Annotated in this window: 22 protein-coding genes and 2 rRNA genes; 18 read left to right on the top strand and 6 right to left on the bottom strand. The window is 37.0% G+C overall.

What is annotated here, in order from left to right; translation table 11 throughout:
- The 7 genes from GLW08_RS07190 to GLW08_RS07220 form a co-directional block, all read left to right on the top strand.
- Window positions 1-126 (top strand): 23S ribosomal RNA (locus GLW08_RS07190); the annotation flags it as partial.
- 123 nt (window positions 127-249) lie between these two features.
- A 5S ribosomal RNA gene (rrf, locus tag GLW08_RS07195) occupies window positions 250-365 on the top strand.
- 174 nt (window positions 366-539) lie between these two features.
- Entirely contained in the window at window positions 540-722 is a 183-nt protein-coding gene (locus GLW08_RS22400; RefSeq protein WP_202406296.1) for an S-layer homology domain-containing protein, read from the top strand.
- Window positions 719-1108 (top strand): S-layer homology domain-containing protein, encoded by a 390-nt coding sequence (locus tag GLW08_RS07205; protein ID WP_337193927.1) that lies wholly within the window; start codon window positions 719-721, stop codon window positions 1106-1108. The genes GLW08_RS22400 and GLW08_RS07205 overlap by 4 nt, the downstream gene beginning before the upstream one ends.
- Window positions 1068-1526, top strand: a complete 459-nt coding sequence (locus GLW08_RS07210; protein WP_237458364.1) for a DUF5050 domain-containing protein — start codon at window positions 1068-1070, stop codon at window positions 1524-1526. The genes GLW08_RS07205 and GLW08_RS07210 overlap by 41 nt, the downstream gene beginning before the upstream one ends.
- Before the next feature lie 27 nt (window positions 1527-1553).
- Window positions 1554-1838 (top strand): hypothetical protein, encoded by a 285-nt coding sequence (locus GLW08_RS07215; protein WP_160847940.1) that lies wholly within the window; start codon window positions 1554-1556, stop codon window positions 1836-1838.
- Between the two features lie 217 nt (window positions 1839-2055).
- The gene (locus GLW08_RS07220) at window positions 2056-2580 is read left to right on the top strand and encodes a YobA family protein (RefSeq protein WP_160847941.1); all 525 of its coding nucleotides are present in this window, start codon (window positions 2056-2058) and stop codon (window positions 2578-2580) included.
- A 219-nt stretch (window positions 2581-2799) separates the two neighbouring features.
- Here the strand turns inward: GLW08_RS07220 and GLW08_RS07225 are convergent, their stop codons facing one another.
- The gene (locus GLW08_RS07225) at window positions 2800-3459 is read right to left on the bottom strand and encodes a fumarylacetoacetate hydrolase family protein (protein ID WP_160847942.1); all 660 of its coding nucleotides are present in this window, start codon (window positions 3457-3459) and stop codon (window positions 2800-2802) included.
- A gap of 141 nt (window positions 3460-3600) precedes the next feature.
- Here GLW08_RS07225 and GLW08_RS07230 point away from each other — a divergent pair, with 141 nt between their 5' ends.
- A complete protein-coding gene (locus GLW08_RS07230; protein WP_160847943.1) occupies window positions 3601-4776 on the top strand; it encodes an acyl-CoA dehydrogenase family protein in 1176 nt (391 codons plus the stop codon).
- A gap of 216 nt (window positions 4777-4992) precedes the next feature.
- Here the strand turns inward: GLW08_RS07230 and GLW08_RS07235 are convergent, their stop codons facing one another.
- Window positions 4993-6249 (bottom strand): NAD(P)/FAD-dependent oxidoreductase, encoded by a 1257-nt coding sequence (locus GLW08_RS07235; protein WP_160847944.1) that lies wholly within the window; start codon window positions 6247-6249, stop codon window positions 4993-4995.
- A gap of 114 nt (window positions 6250-6363) precedes the next feature.
- On the opposite strand from GLW08_RS07235, the gene GLW08_RS07240 reads away from it, so the two are divergent.
- Both GLW08_RS07240 and GLW08_RS07245 read left to right on the top strand, forming a co-directional pair.
- Window positions 6364-7989, top strand: a complete 1626-nt coding sequence (locus GLW08_RS07240; protein WP_160847945.1) for a putative polysaccharide biosynthesis protein — start codon at window positions 6364-6366, stop codon at window positions 7987-7989.
- A 17-nt stretch (window positions 7990-8006) separates the two neighbouring features.
- Window positions 8007-8735 (top strand): pseudouridine synthase, encoded by a 729-nt coding sequence (locus GLW08_RS07245; RefSeq protein WP_237458365.1) that lies wholly within the window; start codon window positions 8007-8009, stop codon window positions 8733-8735.
- A 370-nt stretch (window positions 8736-9105) separates the two neighbouring features.
- Here the strand turns inward: GLW08_RS07245 and GLW08_RS07250 are convergent, their stop codons facing one another.
- A complete protein-coding gene (locus GLW08_RS07250) occupies window positions 9106-9324 on the bottom strand; it encodes a DeoR family transcriptional regulator (RefSeq protein WP_160847946.1) in 219 nt (72 codons plus the stop codon).
- Window positions 9325-9488: 164 nt separating this feature from the next.
- Here GLW08_RS07250 and GLW08_RS07255 point away from each other — a divergent pair, with 164 nt between their 5' ends.
- The 5 genes from GLW08_RS07255 (at window position 9489) to GLW08_RS07275 (ending at window position 14645) form a co-directional block, all read left to right on the top strand.
- Window positions 9489-10511, top strand: coding sequence for a potassium channel family protein (locus GLW08_RS07255; RefSeq protein ID WP_160847947.1), 1023 nt, complete (start codon window positions 9489-9491; stop codon window positions 10509-10511).
- Complete coding sequence (gene pepV / locus GLW08_RS07260; protein WP_160847948.1) at window positions 10508-11920, top strand: dipeptidase PepV; 1413 nt, start codon at window positions 10508-10510, stop codon at window positions 11918-11920. The genes GLW08_RS07255 and pepV overlap by 4 nt, the downstream gene beginning before the upstream one ends.
- 25 nt (window positions 11921-11945) lie before the next feature.
- Window positions 11946-13133: an MFS transporter gene (locus GLW08_RS07265; RefSeq protein ID WP_160847949.1), complete on the top strand. Its 1188-nt coding sequence runs from the start codon at window positions 11946-11948 to the stop codon at window positions 13131-13133.
- Window positions 13134-13146: 13 nt separating this feature from the next.
- The gene (gene thpR / locus GLW08_RS07270; RefSeq protein ID WP_160847950.1) at window positions 13147-13716 is read left to right on the top strand and encodes an RNA 2',3'-cyclic phosphodiesterase; all 570 of its coding nucleotides are present in this window, start codon (window positions 13147-13149) and stop codon (window positions 13714-13716) included.
- Window positions 13717-13793: 77 nt separating this feature from the next.
- Window positions 13794-14645 (top strand): nuclease-related domain-containing protein, encoded by an 852-nt coding sequence (locus tag GLW08_RS07275; RefSeq protein WP_160847951.1) that lies wholly within the window; start codon window positions 13794-13796, stop codon window positions 14643-14645.
- Here the strand turns inward: GLW08_RS07275 and GLW08_RS07280 are convergent.
- On the bottom strand, window positions 14632-15651 hold the full coding sequence (locus tag GLW08_RS07280) for an EAL domain-containing protein (protein WP_160847952.1): 1020 nt from the start codon (window positions 15649-15651) through the stop codon (window positions 14632-14634). The genes GLW08_RS07275 and GLW08_RS07280 overlap by 14 nt on opposite strands.
- Before the next feature lie 75 nt (window positions 15652-15726).
- Between GLW08_RS07280 and GLW08_RS07285 the strand changes: the two genes are divergently transcribed.
- Window positions 15727-16662, top strand: a complete 936-nt coding sequence (locus tag GLW08_RS07285) for a diacylglycerol/lipid kinase family protein (protein ID WP_237458388.1) — start codon at window positions 15727-15729, stop codon at window positions 16660-16662.
- A 209-nt stretch (window positions 16663-16871) separates the two neighbouring features.
- The gene (locus tag GLW08_RS07290) at window positions 16872-17675 is read left to right on the top strand and encodes a phosphotransferase family protein (RefSeq protein WP_160848482.1); all 804 of its coding nucleotides are present in this window, start codon (window positions 16872-16874) and stop codon (window positions 17673-17675) included.
- On the opposite strand, the gene GLW08_RS07295 is transcribed toward GLW08_RS07290, so the two are convergent.
- Window positions 17665-17946, bottom strand: coding sequence for a YtzH-like family protein (locus GLW08_RS07295; protein WP_160847954.1), 282 nt, complete (start codon window positions 17944-17946; stop codon window positions 17665-17667). The genes GLW08_RS07290 and GLW08_RS07295 overlap by 11 nt on opposite strands.
- Window positions 17947-18200: 254 nt before the next feature.
- Window positions 18201-18359, bottom strand: a complete 159-nt coding sequence (locus GLW08_RS21610; RefSeq protein WP_202406312.1) for a hypothetical protein — start codon at window positions 18357-18359, stop codon at window positions 18201-18203.
- 258 nt (window positions 18360-18617) lie between these two features.
- On the opposite strand from GLW08_RS21610, the gene trmB reads away from it, so the two are divergent.
- Window positions 18618-19256 carry a tRNA (guanosine(46)-N7)-methyltransferase TrmB gene (trmB, locus tag GLW08_RS07300; RefSeq protein ID WP_160847955.1) on the top strand — a complete coding sequence of 213 codons (639 nt, stop codon included), beginning with the start codon at window positions 18618-18620 and terminating at the stop codon, window positions 19254-19256.
- Window positions 19257-19259 lie beyond the last annotated feature (3 nt).

Consider the following 19259-nt stretch of genomic DNA (forward strand, 5'->3'; position numbering starts at 1 on the left):
AAGATGAGATTTCCCATCATTTTAAATGAGTAAGATCCCTTGTAGACGACAAGGTTGATAGGTCCGAGGTGGAAGCGTGGTGACACGTGCAGCTGACGGATACTAATAGATCGAGGACTTAACTAAACACGAAAAGCGCAGGCGACTGCTTCGGCAGTCGATGGAGCTCGAACCCGAAAAGACGCACCAACCATTCGATGTCTCATTCTTATCTAGTTTTGAAGGTACTACCTTCAAGAAAATACAAAGTATGGCGGTTTTGGCGAAGAGGTCACACCTGTTCCCATGCCGAACACAGAAGTTAAGCTCTTCAGCGCCGATGGTAGTCGGGGTTTCACCCCCGCAAGAGTAGGACGCCGCCATGCACACACAAATCCCTTAGGAATTTCGTTTCCTAAGGGATTTTTTTGTTCAATATATTTGATTTGGTATTAAATGTAATTAGATGAATAGTACTATATGTGTATCTATTATTTAATTTTGGAGGTATGTGATGTAAAAATGATGTTTAGTCTGTGTCATGGTTATGATGATTGGATTTGGGGTGGCTATTTTCTCCGGGAGTTAGTTATGGATTTTCGGATGTATCAGAAAATTATTGGGCAAAGGAAGAAATACATTATTTAAGTGAAAGATTTATTATTAAAGGTATGAATGATGGAACATTTGGCCCAAACAATCCTTTGGAGTACTTGCTAATGGAATTTTTGATGATGTTATAAATGATGGATATTTTAAACCGCATGAACCGATGACACGTGGAGAAATGGCTATTGTATTACAGAAGGAATTTAACTTAAACGGAATATCTAATAAAAGTTTTAATGATGTTTCCGCTGGACATAAAGCGTATGAGGTTATTCAAGCTTTGGCAAAGAATAAAATAACTAATGGTTATTTAGATGGAATCTTCAAATCAGGTAATATCTTAACTCGTGCTCATTCCACAGTATTTATGGCAAGAAGTATGAGTAACTATTTTATTTCTGGTAAGGCATCTTTACATAGTAAAAATGTCATTGTCTGGTCGGATTATTTTGGGGTATATAAAACAGATGTTACTACAAATGAAACACAAACTCTCGCCTGTAAAAAAAGTCCTAGGTGAATCATATAGACTTGGAGATTGGGTCTACTTTTTACACGAGGTTTATCGTAGTGATAGGTCAGGTGATCTTCCCAAAGGACAAATCTATCGAGTAAATCTGGAAGGAACTAAATTAGAAAGGTTGTCAGAAGAATTAGTAACTGATATGGCGATTTCAGATAGTAAAATCGTATATAGCTATTATGGTAATTTCTTGGAAGGTGGAGGGATTGAAAGAGGGGGACAATATTATTTAAAAAGTAGAAATGCAAATGGAGAAGATCCTAAGATTATTACAAAAGAGGTAGAAATCTTTAATTTAGATGCTAAAGATGGGTGGGTTTACTTTACTAACTATTCAGATGAAGAGAAGCTTTATCGTATTCGATTAGATGGTTCCATGCTCGAAAAATTAAGCAATGAACCATTTTATTACTAAGTCTCTTGGAATATAATAGAAAATAATGTGGTATATGGAAGTGTCATATTAGATAATGATGGTTCCAATAAAAAAGAATTAGATCCTGAAGAAGAAATCATCCCAATCATTAAGGGGGATCTGTACTCCATTGAAGAGCTTACAAATTTATTTAAGTTCTCATCAGAAGTATTATCTAAAGAAAAAATAATGGAAGATACACAAGGACAATATATTGGGACAAAAAATGACCAGTTATGGTTTATAATAAGAGACAGTATATGGGAAGAGAGTTATCAAAAAGAGTATTTTAGCATTCCTCTAAAAAATTAAAGTAAATGAAGAACACCTTATTAGATGAATACGATAAGGTGTTCTTTTTATAATGTGAAATGGAATAAGGTTTAATTATTGGTAATCAATTTCAAGGAATTAATATTTTTATATGAATGATTAGTTGCTATATACATACTTCTTTCTTACCGTAACTCATTATGGTTTATATACGTCTGATAAATGAATGAACAGAATTATTAGGAGGTTTCTCGTTATGAAAAAAATCTCTCTCTTTTTTATTGTTACGCTGTTGCTAAGTCTAGTTCTAACAGCATGTTTTGATGGGGATAAAGTAAGTTTAGGGGAACCTGATTACAAAGGATATGTGATGGATAAGAAAGAGGGAAGTATTCTAGTCGTAGGTACAGAGCCGAAAGATTATAGTAAAAACGGAGGTGACCCTGAGTATTATAGTGCACTTTGGGGTTCCAATGCACCTGATCGGATAGAAGTAGGTCAACAAGTAGAAGTATGGGTAGATGGGGGAGTGCAAGAATCTTATCCTGGTCAAGCGAAGATAGGTGATGTTCGAGTTGTATCACAAGAAATAGAAGAGAATGCTGATCTATCGGAAGCAGAAGCATTAAGAAAAGCATTAAATAAAATAAATAGTGTAGAAGGGATTCCAGTTGTGAAATCTATTAAATTTAGCGAGAAAACAAATAGTTGGGCAATAGAGATACAAGTAGAGAATGCTGGAGAGAAATCCATCCTTACTATGTCAATTAACGATAATTAAGAAATGAAGCCTTCTCATACTGTTTTTTATATGTCTGGACGATTCTTCTGAATTTGAATATAACTGATGTTTGCTACTATTACTTATCATGTGTATTATACTTTGAAATACTATTAGATAAATAGTTAAAGCCGTTAAAAATCCCTTAGAGTAGTTTGAGCTCTAAGGGACTTTCAATAGGCTTTCTTTCTCTGACTTTATCATAATGGATAGCTACTGTTAGGTGCTTTTCATTGAAGTAATCGTTAATGGACCAAATGTATATGAAGAGTCAGTATGAGGATGATAAAGTTTTAACTCCATAACATCGCCTGATTGAATAGGACCTACTCCTTCAGGGGTTCCTGTAAAAATAACGTCTCCTTTGTGAAGTCCAAGATGTGTATCTATGTACTCAAGTAACTCACGAATGGAGAAAATCATTTGCCCAGGTTCTCCTTCTTGAACAACGTCACCATTCTTAACAAGAGAGTATGATAGGTGAGGTATATCTGATTCATTTGGGACAGGAAGAAATTCAGTTAGTACAGCTGATCCTTTAAAACCTTTTGCCAGTAACCATGGTTGGCCTTTTTCTTTAAGCTTTGTTTGTAGATCACGTGCTGTCCAATCAATTCCTAAAGCGATACCGTCTATTACCTTATCTAATGATTGGTTAGGGTTGAAGGTGGATGCCATCTTGATGACGAGTTCTAATTCATGATGGATGTCCCCTAACTGGAAAGGAAGTTCTAGTTCCCCTTCTGCTGAATGTAGAGCATGGGTTGGTTTTGAAAAAATAACAGGAGATGAGGGAACCTCATTTCCTAGCTCTTTAGCATGTTTTGCATAATTTCGTCCTATGCAGTAAATATTCTCAACGTCATGAAAATCTACCATAATGTCCTCCTTACTAAAACAATTCTAGTTTGAGTGTAGCATATTCTTTCAATAGTTGAGACAAAACAGTATAATCTCATCATTAGCATAATTCCTATAGATTTAATATGATTTAAGTAAGGAAGTCGAAGAGGTGATGATATGAGAAATTTATACACGAATATCATAAAAACAGACAGACAACAAGAATTGTTTGATATAGTGGATTCTTTAGGTGCTAGCATCAAAGAACGAGCATTAAATGCAGATGAGAAAGCAGATTTTCCAGAGGAAACGTTAAGAGATCTGAAGGAGGTTGGTTATCCAGCTTTACCTTTGCCTCACTCCCATGGCGGGCGGGAGCTTTCCCTTTATGAGTTGCTATTGATCCAAGAGAGATTAGCTGTTGCGGATGGATCCGTTGCTTTATCAATTGGTTGGCATATGGGCATTATTATGGAACTAAGAGATGAAGGTTTGTGGTCGGATGAGGATTTCGATGTCCTAGCACATGAAATCCAAGGAGAACAGAAAGTTGTAAATAGAGCAGCGTCTGAACCAGCAACTGGTAGTCCAACGAGAGGTGGCCGTCCAGAAACTACGGCTAAGAAAAATGGGAATACGTATAACGTTACTGGAAGAAAAACATTCACTTCTATGGCAAGCGTTTTAGATTATTATATTGTCTCGGCGTATGTAGAAGAGAAAGACCAGGTAGGTTGGTTCTTGATTGATTCAAGTTTAGATGGAGTATCCATTGATTATACATGGGACACAGTAGGGATGAGAGGAACAGGTAGTCATGACTTGGTGTTAAACAATGTTCAGTTGCCTGAAAAAAGATTAGTTGAAATGGCTACGAAATCTAAAAAACCTAAAGGCTGGTTGTTGCACATTCCGGCTTGTTATTTAGGTATTGCCATTGCTGCTCGAAATGATGCCATTGATTTTGCCAAGAGTTTTCAACCTAATAGTCTAGATACACCTATTTCTGAAGTACCCCACGTACGACAGAAAATAGGCGAAATGGACTTGAAGTTAATGAATGCTCGTCACTTTATGTATTCCATCGCAGACCAATGGGATCGTTATCCTGATAAGAGGGAACAGCTAGGAGAAACACTTGGTGCAATTAAAACTATAGCTACAAATGCAGCCAACGAAATAGTGGATCTTGCAATGCGAATTGCTGGTGGTAGAGGTTTATCAAAAAAATATGCATTCGAAAGGTATTATCGTGATGTAAGAGCTGGTTTGCACAATCCACCTATGGATGATGCAGTTATTGAAAATTTAGCTAAACAGGCTATTCATAATGCGCCTGAGAAGGATGAATAATATTCAGTATTCAAGCGAAAAAGGAGGGGATTCTCTCCTTTTTCCTTATTTTTGAGACGGTTTTAATCTATCACTCTATCCCCTTGATGCTTGGCAAGTCCCCCCTAATTTCCTTCTTTCTAATAGAAAAAATATTACCGAATTAAATAATAAAGTGCAACTCCCATTAGGAAGTTGCACGGTTGTAAAAAGGGAAGCATGTTATAAGCTTGTTTTTTAAGAATAAGAGTCATATGCAGCATTTGAACCTGCTAATCTTCCAGTTACGAGCGCAGAGGTGATATTATAACCACCTGTATAGCCATGAATATCTAATATTTCTCCACTGAAGTAAAGGCGATCCATTTTCTTAGAAGCCATTGTATTAGGAATGATTTCTTTTGTAGAAACACCACCTCCTGTTACGAATGCCTTTTCGATTGATTGTGAATCGTGGACATTAAAGGTGAATTTCTTAAAATCATGTACAAGATTTTGTAGCTTTTCCATAGAAGTATTTGCCGCTTTATCTTCGGTGGTAATACCATTCTTGTCCATAAGCATTTCAAGATAACGCTCAGGAACCCATCCTTTTAAGAGGTTCTTGACTGTTCGTTTTGGGTTGTCCTTAACTAGTGTCTTCATTTCATTAAGTAGTACATGTTCTTTTTGACCAGGAATGGCGTCGATTTGCATTGGAACAGGTCGGTTCCCTTTTTTGAATTCTTTTACTACATATTGAGAACAGCGTAATACCGCAGGACCACTAATACCAAAATGGGTGAAGAGCATATCCATTTGATGTGTTTTTATGATTTTTCCTTTAGGATTAAGGACAGATAATGCTACATCTCGAAGTGATAATCCTTGTAGCGTCTTCTCCTGTATGAATGTTTCTTGAGAAATTAAAGGGACTTCGGTTGGATAAAGGTCCGTTATGGTATGTCCAGCTTTTTCAGCCCAAGCATATCCATCTCCTGTTGAACCAGTATGAGGGACTGATTTTCCGCCAACAGAAATAACTAATGATTTCGTTTCGATTCGTTCTTTTGATTGCAATTCAATCACATGAATTTCATCACTGTAATGAATGGTTTCAACAGGTGTTTGCTTCATGACCGTAATGTTTAGTTCATCCATTCGATGAAGCATCGCGTTCACAACATCTTTTGCTTTGTTGCTTGCAGGGAACATTCTGCCGTGATCTTCTTCTTTAAGAGCTACGCCTAGATTCTCAAAGAATTCAATGATATCGTAGTTATTAAAAACTGAAAATGCACTATATAAAAAGCGGCCGTTACCTGGAATATGCTTAATGATTTCTTCTTCAGGAAGGCGATTCGTTACATTACATCTTCCGCCTCCTGAAATTGCTAATTTTGTTCCTAACTTTTTTCCTTTATCGATTAGCAGGGTGTTGGCTCCATTCTCTGCAGCTGCAATAGCAGCCATTAAGCCAGAAGGGCCGCCTCCTATTACTGTAACGTCATACATTGGTTAGACATTCCTTTCTATGAAAAGACAATTTTCGTCACAATCAAATCGTAATCCATCTTATATATGATAAAATAGAATGGTTGTATTCTACAAATAAATGCAGGTGAAAATATGGCAGTATCTAAAATATTAAAAGGAACCATGCTCTTAACAGGAGCTACATTCCTGTCAAAATTCTTAGGAATGATTTATACCATTCCGTTCAATGAAATGGTAGGAGAAACAGGGGGGGCTTTACTTTACTATGCTTACACTCCTTATAACATCTTAATCAGTATTTCCACTTTAGGGGTCCCATTAGCTGTTTCCAAGTTTGTCTCTAAATATAATGCCATTGGAGATTATGAAACAGGTAGGAAAATGTATCAATCAGGTCTAGGTCTAATGGGAATAACAGGTGTAATTGCATTTTTATTATTATACTTTAGTGCAGATCTAGTAGCGCCTTGGGTCAAAGGTGATAGTCAAAAAGGGAACTCAATTGAAGATATTGGAATGGTCATACAAATGGTCAGTTTTGCTCTGCTTGTTATACCTGGGATGAGTCTGACAAGGGGTTTTTTCCAAGGATATGAATCAATGGAGCCTACTGCTTTTTCACAAGTTATTGAACAAATTGTTCGTATTATTTTTCTTTTAACTGGAACGTACCTCGTAATGAAATACTATAACGATATTCCACTGGCTGTTGGGTTTGCATCCTTTGCGGCTTTCATTGGTGCCATAGCTAGTGCGATTGTTCTTTATGTGTTCTGGAGAAGGAAAAAAGCAAGCTTAGATGAAATGTTAGCTCAACAACAAACAAGTTCAAACATACCAATGAAAGATTTGTATAAAGAATTATTAGCTTATGCAGGACCATTTGTGCTAGTTGGAGTAGCTACTCCGATATATCAGCTTGTTGATATGCTTACGTTTAACCGAGCTATGAGTGCAGCTGGGCTTGGGAGTATTAGCGAAATATCTCTTTCCGCAATGAACTTATATGGACACAAGTTGGTTATTATACCTGTAACGCTTGCGACTGGCCTTTCTCTTGCGTTATTACCCGCTATTACGAAGTCGTACACAAATGGAGCACAGAAACAACTATTCCACCAAATAAATCAATCACTCCAAATTATCATTCTAATTATTTTGCCCGCTGCAGTTGGAATGAGCATATTATCAAATGCGGCTTATGCCACATTCTATGGATTTGAGAATATGGAGATTACAGGTCGACTTCTAGCATGGTATGCACCAGTTGCATTATTCTTTGCATTGTTCACAGTCACCTCTTCTATTTTGCAAGGTATTAATAAACAACGTTTTGCAGTGGTGAGTTTAGGAGCAGGATTGTTCTTAAAAATAACGTTAAACATTCCGTTTATTCTATTGTTTGGAGCTAAAGGAGCCATATTTGGTACAGGGTTAGCTGTTGGAACAGCGGTTATACTAAATTTAATTAAAATTAGTAGAGCTGCTTCCTTTCCATTGAAACAAATAATGAAGCGAAGTATGTTGATGGGGATATTAACCATCATCATGGTCTTGGTAGTCATGTTAGTTCGATGGATATTAGCTTTAGCTGGCTTGCAATATGATGACGGTCGTATGTCCGCGATAGCCGTTTTATTCATCAGTGCTGGAACAGGAGCAGTCGTGTATTTAGGATTGGCTTATCAAACGACATTACTAGAACGTGTACTAGGAAACCGCATAAAGGTATTAGACCGATTTTTAAAACGGAGTTAACGTGAGGAGGTAATAATTTGAGAATAGATAAAATGTTAGCCAACATGGGATATGGGACAAGAAAAGAAGTAAAAAAGTTATTAAAGTCAGGCATTGTCAGAGTTGATGCCCAGCCCATTAAAGATGCCAAAACACATGTTGATCCAGAAACACAAGAGGTCACTGTATACGGAGAAGTGGTTGAATACAGAGAGTACATTTATTTGATGATGAATAAACCTCAAGGACTTATCTCTGCGACAGAAGACGCTCATGATACAACGGTCATTGATATATTAGAGCCTGAAGATCATGTATTTGAGCCATTTCCTGTTGGAAGGTTAGATAAAGATACTGAAGGATTATTGTTGATTACCAATGACGGAAAGCTAACTCATCAACTTTTATCTCCGAAGAAAGGCATTGGGAAACGTTACTTTGCTACGATTGAAGGTGAAGTCACTGAAGCGGATCAAAAGGCGTTCCGAAGAGGTGTAGTACTGGACGATGGATATCAAACGAAACCAGCAGAGCTGGAAATTATTCATTCTGGACCAACTTCAGAGATTGAGTTAGTTATTACAGAAGGAAAGTTTCATCAAGTAAAACGTATGTTTGAGAGTGTTGATAAACAAGTAACCTATTTGAAACGAATTAGTATGGCTGGTCTAGAGCTGGATGAGGACTTAGAGCCTGGAGAGTATCGAGAGTTAAATGATGATGAAATCGAACTTCTACATCAAAATAGCTCTCAGTCGAAAGAATAAGTATACGATAGGATACCAAAAAAAGCCCGGATAAGTTGCTATCCGGGCTTTCTATTACATTATGTGGTTTTCGTCATGATTTGGTTGTCGAGATGACGAATGGTGTATGATGTTTTTTAATAGTAAAGAAAGTATAAGTTGGTGGCTCTTACATGTCCAGCTCCAGCGCCCAGCGACTAGCAAACTTCCTGCACCTCCTTACGATAAGTCAACATCGAATCGTTATCGCTCTTCGTGTATCCTGTATCTCATTCGGATTTTGAGGAAGTTCGATTAAACTCGCTGCTTCACGCAGTAACATCGAACCAACCCACGTCCTGTGGGCCGCAGCACATACGTCGCTAATCGGGCGCCTCTAGCTTTTGTTCTGTTATGATATTTTCACTTTTCTTTCTGTAATCGTCCACTGTCCACGATTCGGACTTGTAACCAGCCCATTGTATTGCAAAACATGAAGGTCCCTCTGAACGGTTCGGTCTGTGATGCCAAACTCTTCGGCCAAGTCAGTGGTACTCACCATTCCTTTCTCTCGGATATAGAGATAAATAGCTTTCACACGACTTAGCATACGAGTTGTTGAACGATTCAAAAAACCACTCCTTAATGTTTGTTTGAGACGTGGTGCCTGTGAATCTTGGAAGTTAAGTTCATTCTACAATAATTCGTTGTATAATAGCTAGTGTATGGCCTGAAATTTACAGAGAATTCATGTTATTTACGATGCGTTATCATTATGTAAAAAAGGAGGATGTTATGATTTTATTACGAAAACTTTTATTTAAAATGATTAAGATCAATAATACTGTTTTATTCGTTAGTAGTATGTTGCTTATCGGATTATCTACGGTATTAATTGTATTGGTTGAGCCTGATACATTCCCTACTTTTTTTGATGGCTTTTGGTGGGTGATGACAACCGTTACCACTGTCGGGTATGGTGATTTTTCACCAGTAACAGTAGCAGGTAGGATGATTGCCATAGTATTGTACATTTTAGGCATAGGGTTGATTGGTGTTGTCATTGGTAAAGTTGTCGATGGTTTATCATTATTTCGCAAAAGAAGAAGGGAAGGTAATATTGTGTACAAAGGAAAAAGTCATTACATTATTCTTGGTTGGTCTAAAAAGGCACACTATGCAGTGAACGAAATGTTAGATACGATGGAAGATACAGAAATTGTCATTATAGATGATTTAGAAACAGCACCTCTCTTAGAAGATACTATTCATTACATTAAAGGAAATGCCTCATCTAGAGAAACTTTAGAAAAAGCAAATGTGAGAGAAGCAAAAGCCGTGTTAATTTTTGCTGACGACACGCTACAAGATGCTCAGTTGATTGATGGCAAAACATTGCTCATTGCATCTACCGTTGAGTCTATGACAAAAAATGTACACACAGTAGTAGAGGTTATGGAAGAACAGCATATAAAAAACTTTGAGCATGCCAGTGTAGATGAATTTATTTTCTCTAATGAAACGATTTCCTCACTTGCTGTACGTTCTGCATTTACAAAAGGAGTCTCAGGGATTTATGGGCAATTGATGCGACGTTCCCACGGGGATGACTTGTTTCACGTTCCTTCACAACAACATTGGGATACATACCGAAAGGCTTTCAATGAGTTGCTTGAGTACGGTGCTACGTTAATTGCGGATCGTCAGAACCTAAGTATCAATCGCATGCTTGACCAACCATTACCTAAAGAAGCTGAACTATACGTCATATGTGATAAAGAAACCTATCAAATGATAAGGAAGGAGATGTCATCATGAAGCCAGATTTTACCCAGCAAGGCATAAACGAATACCAACCCTTTTTATTGGATCACCTTAAGTCACTTCTAACGATTCCAAGCATGTATGATGAATCAACTATAGGAAAGAACAAACCTTTCGGACAAGGTATTCATGAAGCTTTAGAATTTATGTTAGCTCTAGGAGAGAGTGAAGGTTTCAACGTTAAGAATGTCGATGGCTATGCAGGACATATAGAATGGGGACAAGGTACTGATTTAATTGGTGTTTTAGGTCATCTGGATGTTGTTCCACCAGGAGAAGGTTGGAGTGGAGATCCTTTTCAACCAACAGTTTCTGAGGGGAAACTATTTTCTAGAGGTGCTCAAGATGATAAGGGACCTGTAATGGCAGCCTTTATAGCAATGAAATGGTTAAAGGACTTAGGAGTGAAGCCTAATAAACGAGTTCGTTTTATTGTAGGCACAGATGAGGAACGCCAATGGAAATGTATGAAGCATTATTTCGAGCAGGAAGAAATGCCAAGTATTGGATTTTCGCCTGACGCTAAGTTTCCAGTCATTCATGCAGAAAAAGGTCTTGTTGATGTCGAATTAATTAAATCCACTACAACGATACAATCAGAAGAAGCTAAGGCATCTATACTGTCTCTTCAAGGTGGAGAAAGGTTAAATATGGTTCCTGAAAAAGCTACTGCAACGGTTAGCTGGAATAGCGCTGCTTTACCTGATATGTTTGATTTCTTTATGAAGGAAGACGCCTGTGAAGGAGAGATCATACAACATCCTACTCATTGGGAAATAACCATGACGGGAAAGTCAGCTCATGCCATGGAACCGAACAATGGAGTGAATGCATTTGTTAGCATGCTATCATTTCTTAAAACACTTCCTTTAGCGGATGATTTAAAACAAACCCTGAAATGGATTTCTGAGAAGCTTGCGCCAACTAGAGGGGAAGAACTAGGGATTGCTTGTCAAGACGATGTATCCGGTCCACTAACAGTGAATATAGGACAAGGTTCTATAGAAAATGGTATTATTACGCTTGGCCTGAATATGAGGTACCCCGTAACGAAAGATTTTGAGGAGTTGTTTTTAACCTTTAAAAAAGAGGTCAATTCCCAATGGTTTGAAGAATCCATTATCGAGCATCTTGAATCTATTTTCTTAGAAAAGGATCATCCATTTGTTCAACAATTACTTAATGTGTATAAGAAGCATACTCCTGATCAAGAGGATGTAGCTCCAATTGCAATTGGGGGGGCAACGTATGCAAGAGCTCTAGAACAAGGAGTTGCGTATGGAGCTCTGTTTGATGATAGTCCAGATACAGCCCATAATGCAGATGAGCATGTTAGAATTGATGATCTCATGAAAGCAGCATTAATTTATGCAGAAGCACTCTACGATCTTGTAACAGACTAGCTTAATGACAGAAAGGGTCTTACCAATGAATGTAACGAAACCACAGAAAACATACCGATTTTTTCAAACTTTTTATTTCTTTGCCTTTTTTGGATTTGGGGCATTATTTCCACTATTATCGGTCTATTTAGAAACGGAAAAAGGATTGTCCCATACCCAAATTGGACTAGTGGTAGCTGCAATCCCTATTGTAACAATCTTTATACAACCTCTATGGGGAATGATGAGTGATTATACAAGAAAGCCAAGACGTTTACTAGTGATTGCGGCAGTAATGGCGAGTGTTATGTCATTTGCATACACATGGTTAGACGGATTTATTCTTTTATTACTAGGTATTGTGGGGATTGCTTTATTCCAGTCAGCCGTCGTACCTCTTTCTGATAGTTTATCTCTAAATTTCGTTCAAGTATTTAATAAAGAGTACGGGAACATTAGGTTATGGGGAGCGGTTGGCTTCGCTGTCGCTGTCTTTGTTGTAGGGCAAGTAACAGATCGTACAGGTGATTTAACATGGATATTTTATGCGTTTAGTCTAGGGCTGCTTTTATCAGTGCTAGCCTTATCCTCTTTCCCAAAACAAGGCCAGCATGTACAAGTTGATTTTAGAACAGGATTCAAAACGCTTATAAAAGAGAAAACATTTATTGTTTTCTTAGTATCAAACTTCTTAATTTTTGGTCCAGTTTTGGCAAATAATTATTATTTTGGTACATTCATTTTAAGTACAGGTGGAACATTAACCGGTGTTGGTATTGCTTTCTTAATCGCAGCCGGCAGTGAAGCACCCTTTATGAATATTGCTCAAAAGGTTATCAATCGATTAGATGTTACATTCGTAATGCTCATTTGTGCATTTATATCGGGGTCACGATGGCTATTTTATTTCTTTGAGCCTAGTGTGGCCCTTGTTTATGCTACAACGATTGTGCAAGGTGTATCAGTGGGACTTTATATACCTGCAGCTTTATTATTTGTTCGTAAAACAGCACCTAAAGCAGTTCAAGCTACAGCAGTAGGCATCTATTCCGCAGTAGGTAATGGGATGGGGAATGCTTTTTTTACCTTTATTGGAGGTGTGTTATTGGATTATTGGAGTGTTAATGGAATGTATGGATTCTTTGCTATGATGACGTTTATAGGAATGTCTCTCTTGATTTATATTAGAGGTGGCATAGGCGTGCCATCTTCTCAAGTAAGCTATTCAGAGTAAAGGAGGGGGCAGGATGGAGGCTCATTATTTTATTGGGATTTCATTACCTAGAGAAGTGGCTGCTCATTTATCTCGTTGGCAGAGTGCGATGAAACAGCATGCGAATTATAAAAACTGGACCGATTCAGATGACTTACATATTACGCTTAAGTTTTTAGGTGCAGCAACCGAAAAGAAAATAAAGAAGTTATGTAATGAGTTGGTAGAATGTGGATATACATCCACATTCTCTCTAAATGTAGAAGGGTTTGGATTTTTTGGGAAACCAACTTCTCCAAGAGTGATTTGGGCCGGAGTTGAAAAAACAAATTCGTTACTTTTACTTCAAGAAAAAATAGACCAAGTATGTAGTGAACTAGGATTTGAAAAGGAAACAAGAGTGTACAAACCTCATATAACATTGGCAAAGAAGTGGGTAGGCTCATCCTCGATTGGTCCAGAGTTGGATTCAATGCTTAAACATCAAGAAGTATTAGGTACAGTTAAGGTGAACAAATTTACATTATTTAAAATTCATCCGAATCAAACACCTAAGTATGAAGTAGTCCAACAAATACCTTTATCTCCTCAAAACCATTTATAGGGTTCAGGAGATAAAGAATAACCTTACTATATTAGTAAGGTAGTATGGTTATAACAAATAACAAATGAGGGTTAGGTATGGCACAATTAATAAAGTTACAAGATTATGCATCCCGATATACTGCGGACCCCTATCGTTACCCAAGTCGTTTTATTCGATTGAAGCAGCAAAATTGGAAACGTATGAAACAGGTTTGGGACCAGTATAAACAAAATGGAAGAGATACCATGGATGAAGAAATGAGAGAGTACATGTTTAATGGCCATATTCCTGAAAGTGAACAGGAGTTAAAGCAATATTTTTTAAATGGGTTACTTCCATTTCAGTTTAAATGGGCGTCCAGGACGTTAACTGAAATGTCTTTTTTAGATCGATATTATGAAAAAGATTCAACATTGATATATTTTCTTCAGCGATTTCCGGATACATTTCTACTTATGTATGAGCCAATTTTCAAGATAAAGAAAGCTCCTGTGGAAACCGATCACCTTCTTATCCACCCACAAGGAATCTATTGTATATCGTTTGTGGATATACCTGATACGGACATGCTCATCGCTGGGGATGATCGCACATGGTATCAAGACAGTAATCAAATTCGCAGCAGAATGTTAAGTCCACTTGTTTCCCTGAAGCGATCTAGTCGTATTGTTCGCAGTATCTTACATGCATATGAAATAGATTTGCCTGTAAAGCAAATTGTATTGGCACCCAACCATCCCATTTTATTTGAGTATGAACCTTATCAAACAGAATATGTAGGGATGGAAGAATACGAGGGTTGGTTCCATAAAATGCGAACATTTTCTTCACCACTTAAGTCTATTCAACTAAAAGCGGTGTCGGCTTTACTAAGCTACACGCAAATTACGTCTGTGAGACGTCCAGAATGGGAAGACGATTCCATGGATTCCTTTATGCATGACTAAAGGAATGAATGGGATAAGGAGAAGGTTTGCCGATGTAATATCCTTGTCCGTACTGAATACCATTGTTCTGAAGCCAATTGTATTCTTCTATCGTTTCAATGCCCTCAGCCAATAGTTCAACTCCTAGTTCATACGCTGTATTGATTACCCTTAGCAAGAAATCTTGTTTTTCTTTTTCTAAATGGCAATCTCGTATATATTCTCTATCAATTTTTACAATATGGGGCTTTAATAGATTTAAAACTTCAATTGTACTATATCCACTTCCAACATCGTCTAATGCAACATTCATCCCAGAAGCCTGATATGTTTCAAATATATTTTTTAAATGATCCATGTTTGTAATTTTTTCTGTTTCCACTACTTCGAAGACCAGGTCGGATGGGGCCACATCATAGTGTTTTACAATATTGAATGTATGGCGCAAACAGTATTCTGGCACGTAAATGGTTGAAGGTAAGAAATTGATAAAGCATTTCTGCCCCTTTGGAATATGTTTAGCTTTTGATTTTACGGCTTCCTCTCTAGCTTTTTGATCAAGCATGGAATGAAGTCCGGCACGTTGAGCAAAAGCAAACAGGTCACCGGGTGAGGTAGAAGAGTTTGTAGTTCTGAGTAACGCTTCATAGCCAAAAATCCCCTGAGTTTTCAAATCAATAATAGGTTGAATATGAGAGGTGAATTCTCCGTTGTATATAATGGAAGTTAATGCAGGTTGGGTTGCTCTTTCATAGAGGTGTTGAACGGTTATTGGCATTTGATTATTGTGGTTATCTAGCAATTCCATCCACTCATTATGTACATCTTCTTTCAACCACTCTTCTAATAGGGTAATAAGATTATTAGTAGATTGGAAAGAGAAATAGTATCGATTATGTTTTTGATGGAATTCAGGTTTTACGAATCTATTCCCTGCCATTTTTTCGTATTGTTTAGGGTGCATCGTAACTTGGCCTTGTTCTGGAATAGCCATTTGAATTCCACAATAGTGACATGTGTTGGACATAATAATCACTCCTTTTTTTAGTATAATAAAACTTTGTAATTTTTCCAGTGATTTGAATAGAGGCGATGATTGAATATGTATATTTTTATAGTAAATCCTACAGCAGGAGACGGAAGGGCACTACGCGTTTTTAAGAACATACAAAATGACCCCTTATTTCATAAAATTTCTTGTCGTACTTTTTTTACCAAACATAAAGCTCATGGTGAAGAATTAGCAAAACAACTGGTTGAAATGTATCCTGACAAAATAACCTCATTTATTGTGGTAGGTGGTGATGGCACGTATCATGAAGTACTGAATGGTTTGAAAAGCTATTCCACTATTCCCTTAGCTTTTATACCAGCAGGTTCAGGCAATGATTTTGCAAGGGGTATCTCCTCTAAACTAAAAGGTGTACGACTCTTTAAAAAAGTAGTTAGCTCTTCTTGTTATCGGCCTTATTGGGGAGGAGTCTATCGTACTGATAGGCGAAAAAAACATCACAGTCGATTGTTTGCCAATAGTATTGGCTTTGGGTTTGACGCTGAAGTTGTAAGACGTTCTAATCAAGCATCTTATAAAAAGTGGCTAAATAAAATTCATATCGGTTCGCTCTCCTATGTTGTAGCCTTATTAGAGTGTCTATTTCGTTATCAACCAAGAACGCTAACCATTACACAAGATGGAGTTACTACCACCCATAAGAATGTATGGATGCTTACCATTTGTATCCATGGATATTATGGAGGAGGAATGAAAATTATTCCCAATTCTAAGATGAATGAACATAATTTTTCGGTACTTCTGTTAAAAAATATTTCTAGGTGGAAGATACTTGGATTATTTTTAACTGTTTTCTGGGGAGGACATCAACATTTTAAAGAGATTTCCATAACGGAAGCTGTCCAAGTTGATTTCTCAGCTAATCAGCCTATTGCTTATCAAGTTGATGGTCAATCGGGATTATGTGAAAGCTGCCATGTGAATAAAGAAATAAAGTCCAGAAGCGTGTTTCAATATGATAAATAAAGAGTTAGGCTTGAATTCATACAATAAAATGCGTTAATCTATTGTCGTGTCTCTAAAAGAACGAAGAACTATTTATGGTAAAAAAGTACTATCAAGAAAATTATAACAAGTTTTAATGTGTTTTGCACAAAAATAAGGTATACTTAAGTTTACCTTTTAGCGTTTTCGAAACAAACCAACAAAGATTTGAGGAATTGAAGGTGAATTGGTTGGAACAAATACTCGGTCAAGATTGGACAATTACACCAGCAGGCGGATCAACGGGTGAAGCGTATTATGCACAACGCGATGGCAAACGCCTATTCTTAAAACGAAATTCCTCACCTTTTTTAGCCGTTCTGTCAGCTGAAGGCATCGTTCCCAAGCTCGTATGGACAAAGCGAATGGAAAATGGTGATGTCATAACAGCGCAACAATGGTTAGAGGGTAGAGAGTTATCCCCTGAAGAAATTCAGCATCCTCGAGTTGCCCAACTATTAAGTAAGATTCACCATTCGTCTGAGTTATTAGACTTACTTATGAGAATAGGGAAAAAGCCACTAGATCCTGAGAATTTACTACAGGACCTAAAAAATCAAGAACAAGATTCAAGTTTTATTGATACTCAAATTGAAATCCATCAAGCACTTCGTTACCTTGAGAATCAATTAAAGTATGTTGAGAATCAAAAGAAGGTTGTCTGCCATTGTGATATGAATCATAATAATTGGTTATTAACGAATTCAGATCAGCTTTATTTGATTGATTGGGATAATGCTATGGTAGCCGATCCAGCAATGGATTTAGGAATGATTTTACACTGGTATATTCCGAGGGATGAGTGGCATCAATGGTTGGAAACCTATGGAATTGAATTAAACCAAGACTTATTAAGTCGAATGCACTGGTACATTATTGCTCAGACCATATCATTCATACAATGGCATAAATGCCGTAAAGAAGAAAAGCAAGCCGCCCGGTGGTTGAATGATTTAAAGCGGCTTATGGTCCAATTAGGTATCATTAATATTTAATATTTTGTATAGACGAAGCCCATTGAGTTAGTTGTGGTTGATTTGTCATAATGTACTCGTTTAAATCTTGAGATGTTTCTGCTTGTAAGCTGTACTCATATATTTCAGGAAGAATTCTAAGAACATCTTCATCTTTTATGTTCTTTTTTGATAATAAGGAACGAACGAGCCTTTGTATCTGTTGACATTCAGAATGGGTCCCGCAGCAGTCTTCTGATTGTTCACTTAATAAATCATACAAAACATGTATCTGGTCTTTAGCTGTCAGCATTAGTCATTCCCCCTTTCCTCTGAGGTTATCTTTTCACCTTTAGAGGGGAAATATGTATGTACAGGTCAATTGATGAGATATAATTCATTTTAAGAGCTTGGCACTTTGCCAAGCTCTTTATTATCTTTGCTATTTGTTTAATAAATGTTCACACATACAAAAATGCATGGGGGATACTTCCCACCATGCATTTTTGTACACTAATAAATTTTGTTTTGCATATTATATCCTTATTTTATCAAACGACGTTACGTTTAGTTAGGCGCGTGTTCTAGTTGTTTTTGTTTTACTTCTGGGCTGGTAAGTGTTTGGAGTTTTTCAAGGGGATAAAGAAAAACAGCATATCCTGCAAATAAAACACAAACTGTAGCAAGAACTAGAAATTCAGTCATTTTAGAGATTATCGTTACCATTTCGTCACTCTCCATTTTCCGTATTTATCACACTTTATTAACTGTAAACGAGAAAGCGTTTACAACCCAAGGGGGATAAAGGCAGTTTTTACACCATTTTTTAGAATCAACATGTGTGAAGTGGAAATAGCTTACCAATGATTATATATCCTTCAAAAGGATCCCAATTTCTCTCATATGCTCTAAAAAAGGTGATAACTTTCGATTTTATTTAATTCATGGTAAGGTAACAGGTGATGAAATGAAGGAGGAAACGATATGCGGTTGAGAAATAAACCTTGGGCAGATGACTATATGAATGAAAATAGTCATATTGTTGTAGCAGACCCGTTTTCAAAAAAAGGCAAGTGGGTAAGTGAATTTGAAAATGAAAATCCGGTTCATATAGAAATTGGTACAGGAAAAGGACAATTTATTACGGGGATGTCTAAGCAATATCCCAATATAAATTTTATAGGAATGGAACGTGTGAAGAGTGTCATTGTTGGAGCTATAAAGAAAGTAAAAGAAGCAGAAATCCTAAATACACGTTTACTTAACGAGGATGCTGATGATCTTAGGGAACTTTTTGAAGAAAGTGAAGTAGACCAAATCTACTTAAACTTTTCCGACCCATGGCCCAAAGCTCGACATGAGAAAAGACGTTTAACATATAAAACCTTTTTAGAACAATATCAGTCTATTTTAAAGTCAGATGGAAAGGTTGTAATGAAAACCGACAATCGCCAACTCTTTGAATATTCTTTAGTTAGTTTCTCACAATCAGGGTGGACATTAGAAGAGGTTTCATTAAACCTTCATAATTTAGAAGATGCTACAAACGTGATGACAGAATATGAAGAAAAGTTTTCAGAACAAGGTCATCCTATTTATCGTTGTGTAGTAAGAGTTCCGTAACCG

Origin of the sequence: Pontibacillus yanchengensis, assembly GCF_009856295.1 — a bacterium.
GTDB classification, from domain to species: Bacteria; Bacillota; Bacilli; order Bacillales; family BH030062; genus Pontibacillus; species Pontibacillus yanchengensis_A.

Excerpts from the sequence above, each read along its gene's own strand:
- GLW08_RS07210 (WP_237458364.1), top strand. The coding sequence starts at position 1,068 with ATGAAACACAAACTCTCGCCTGTAAAAAAAGTCCTAGGTGAATCATAT.
- GLW08_RS07220 (WP_160847941.1), top strand. The coding sequence starts at position 2,056 with ATGAAAAAAATCTCTCTCTTTTTTATTGTTACGCTGTTGCTAAGTCTA.
- GLW08_RS07225 (WP_160847942.1), bottom strand. The coding sequence starts at position 3,459 with ATGGTAGATTTTCATGACGTTGAGAATATTTACTGCATAGGACGAAAT.
- GLW08_RS07230 (WP_160847943.1), top strand. The coding sequence starts at position 3,601 with ATGAGAAATTTATACACGAATATCATAAAAACAGACAGACAACAAGAA.
- GLW08_RS07235 (WP_160847944.1), bottom strand. The coding sequence starts at position 6,249 with ATGTATGACGTTACAGTAATAGGAGGCGGCCCTTCTGGCTTAATGGCT.
- GLW08_RS07240 (WP_160847945.1), top strand. The coding sequence starts at position 6,364 with ATGGCAGTATCTAAAATATTAAAAGGAACCATGCTCTTAACAGGAGCT.
- GLW08_RS07255 (WP_160847947.1), top strand. The coding sequence starts at position 9,489 with ATGATTTTATTACGAAAACTTTTATTTAAAATGATTAAGATCAATAAT.
- pepV (WP_160847948.1), top strand. The coding sequence starts at position 10,508 with ATGAAGCCAGATTTTACCCAGCAAGGCATAAACGAATACCAACCCTTT.
- GLW08_RS07265 (WP_160847949.1), top strand. The coding sequence starts at position 11,946 with ATGAATGTAACGAAACCACAGAAAACATACCGATTTTTTCAAACTTTT.
- thpR (WP_160847950.1), top strand. The coding sequence starts at position 13,147 with ATGGAGGCTCATTATTTTATTGGGATTTCATTACCTAGAGAAGTGGCT.
- GLW08_RS07275 (WP_160847951.1), top strand. The coding sequence starts at position 13,794 with ATGGCACAATTAATAAAGTTACAAGATTATGCATCCCGATATACTGCG.
- GLW08_RS07280 (WP_160847952.1), bottom strand. The coding sequence starts at position 15,651 with ATGTCCAACACATGTCACTATTGTGGAATTCAAATGGCTATTCCAGAA.
- GLW08_RS07285 (WP_237458388.1), top strand. The coding sequence starts at position 15,727 with ATGTATATTTTTATAGTAAATCCTACAGCAGGAGACGGAAGGGCACTA.
- GLW08_RS07295 (WP_160847954.1), bottom strand. The coding sequence starts at position 17,946 with ATGCTGACAGCTAAAGACCAGATACATGTTTTGTATGATTTATTAAGT.
- GLW08_RS21610 (WP_202406312.1), bottom strand. The coding sequence starts at position 18,359 with ATGGTAACGATAATCTCTAAAATGACTGAATTTCTAGTTCTTGCTACA.
- trmB (WP_160847955.1), top strand. The coding sequence starts at position 18,618 with ATGCGGTTGAGAAATAAACCTTGGGCAGATGACTATATGAATGAAAAT.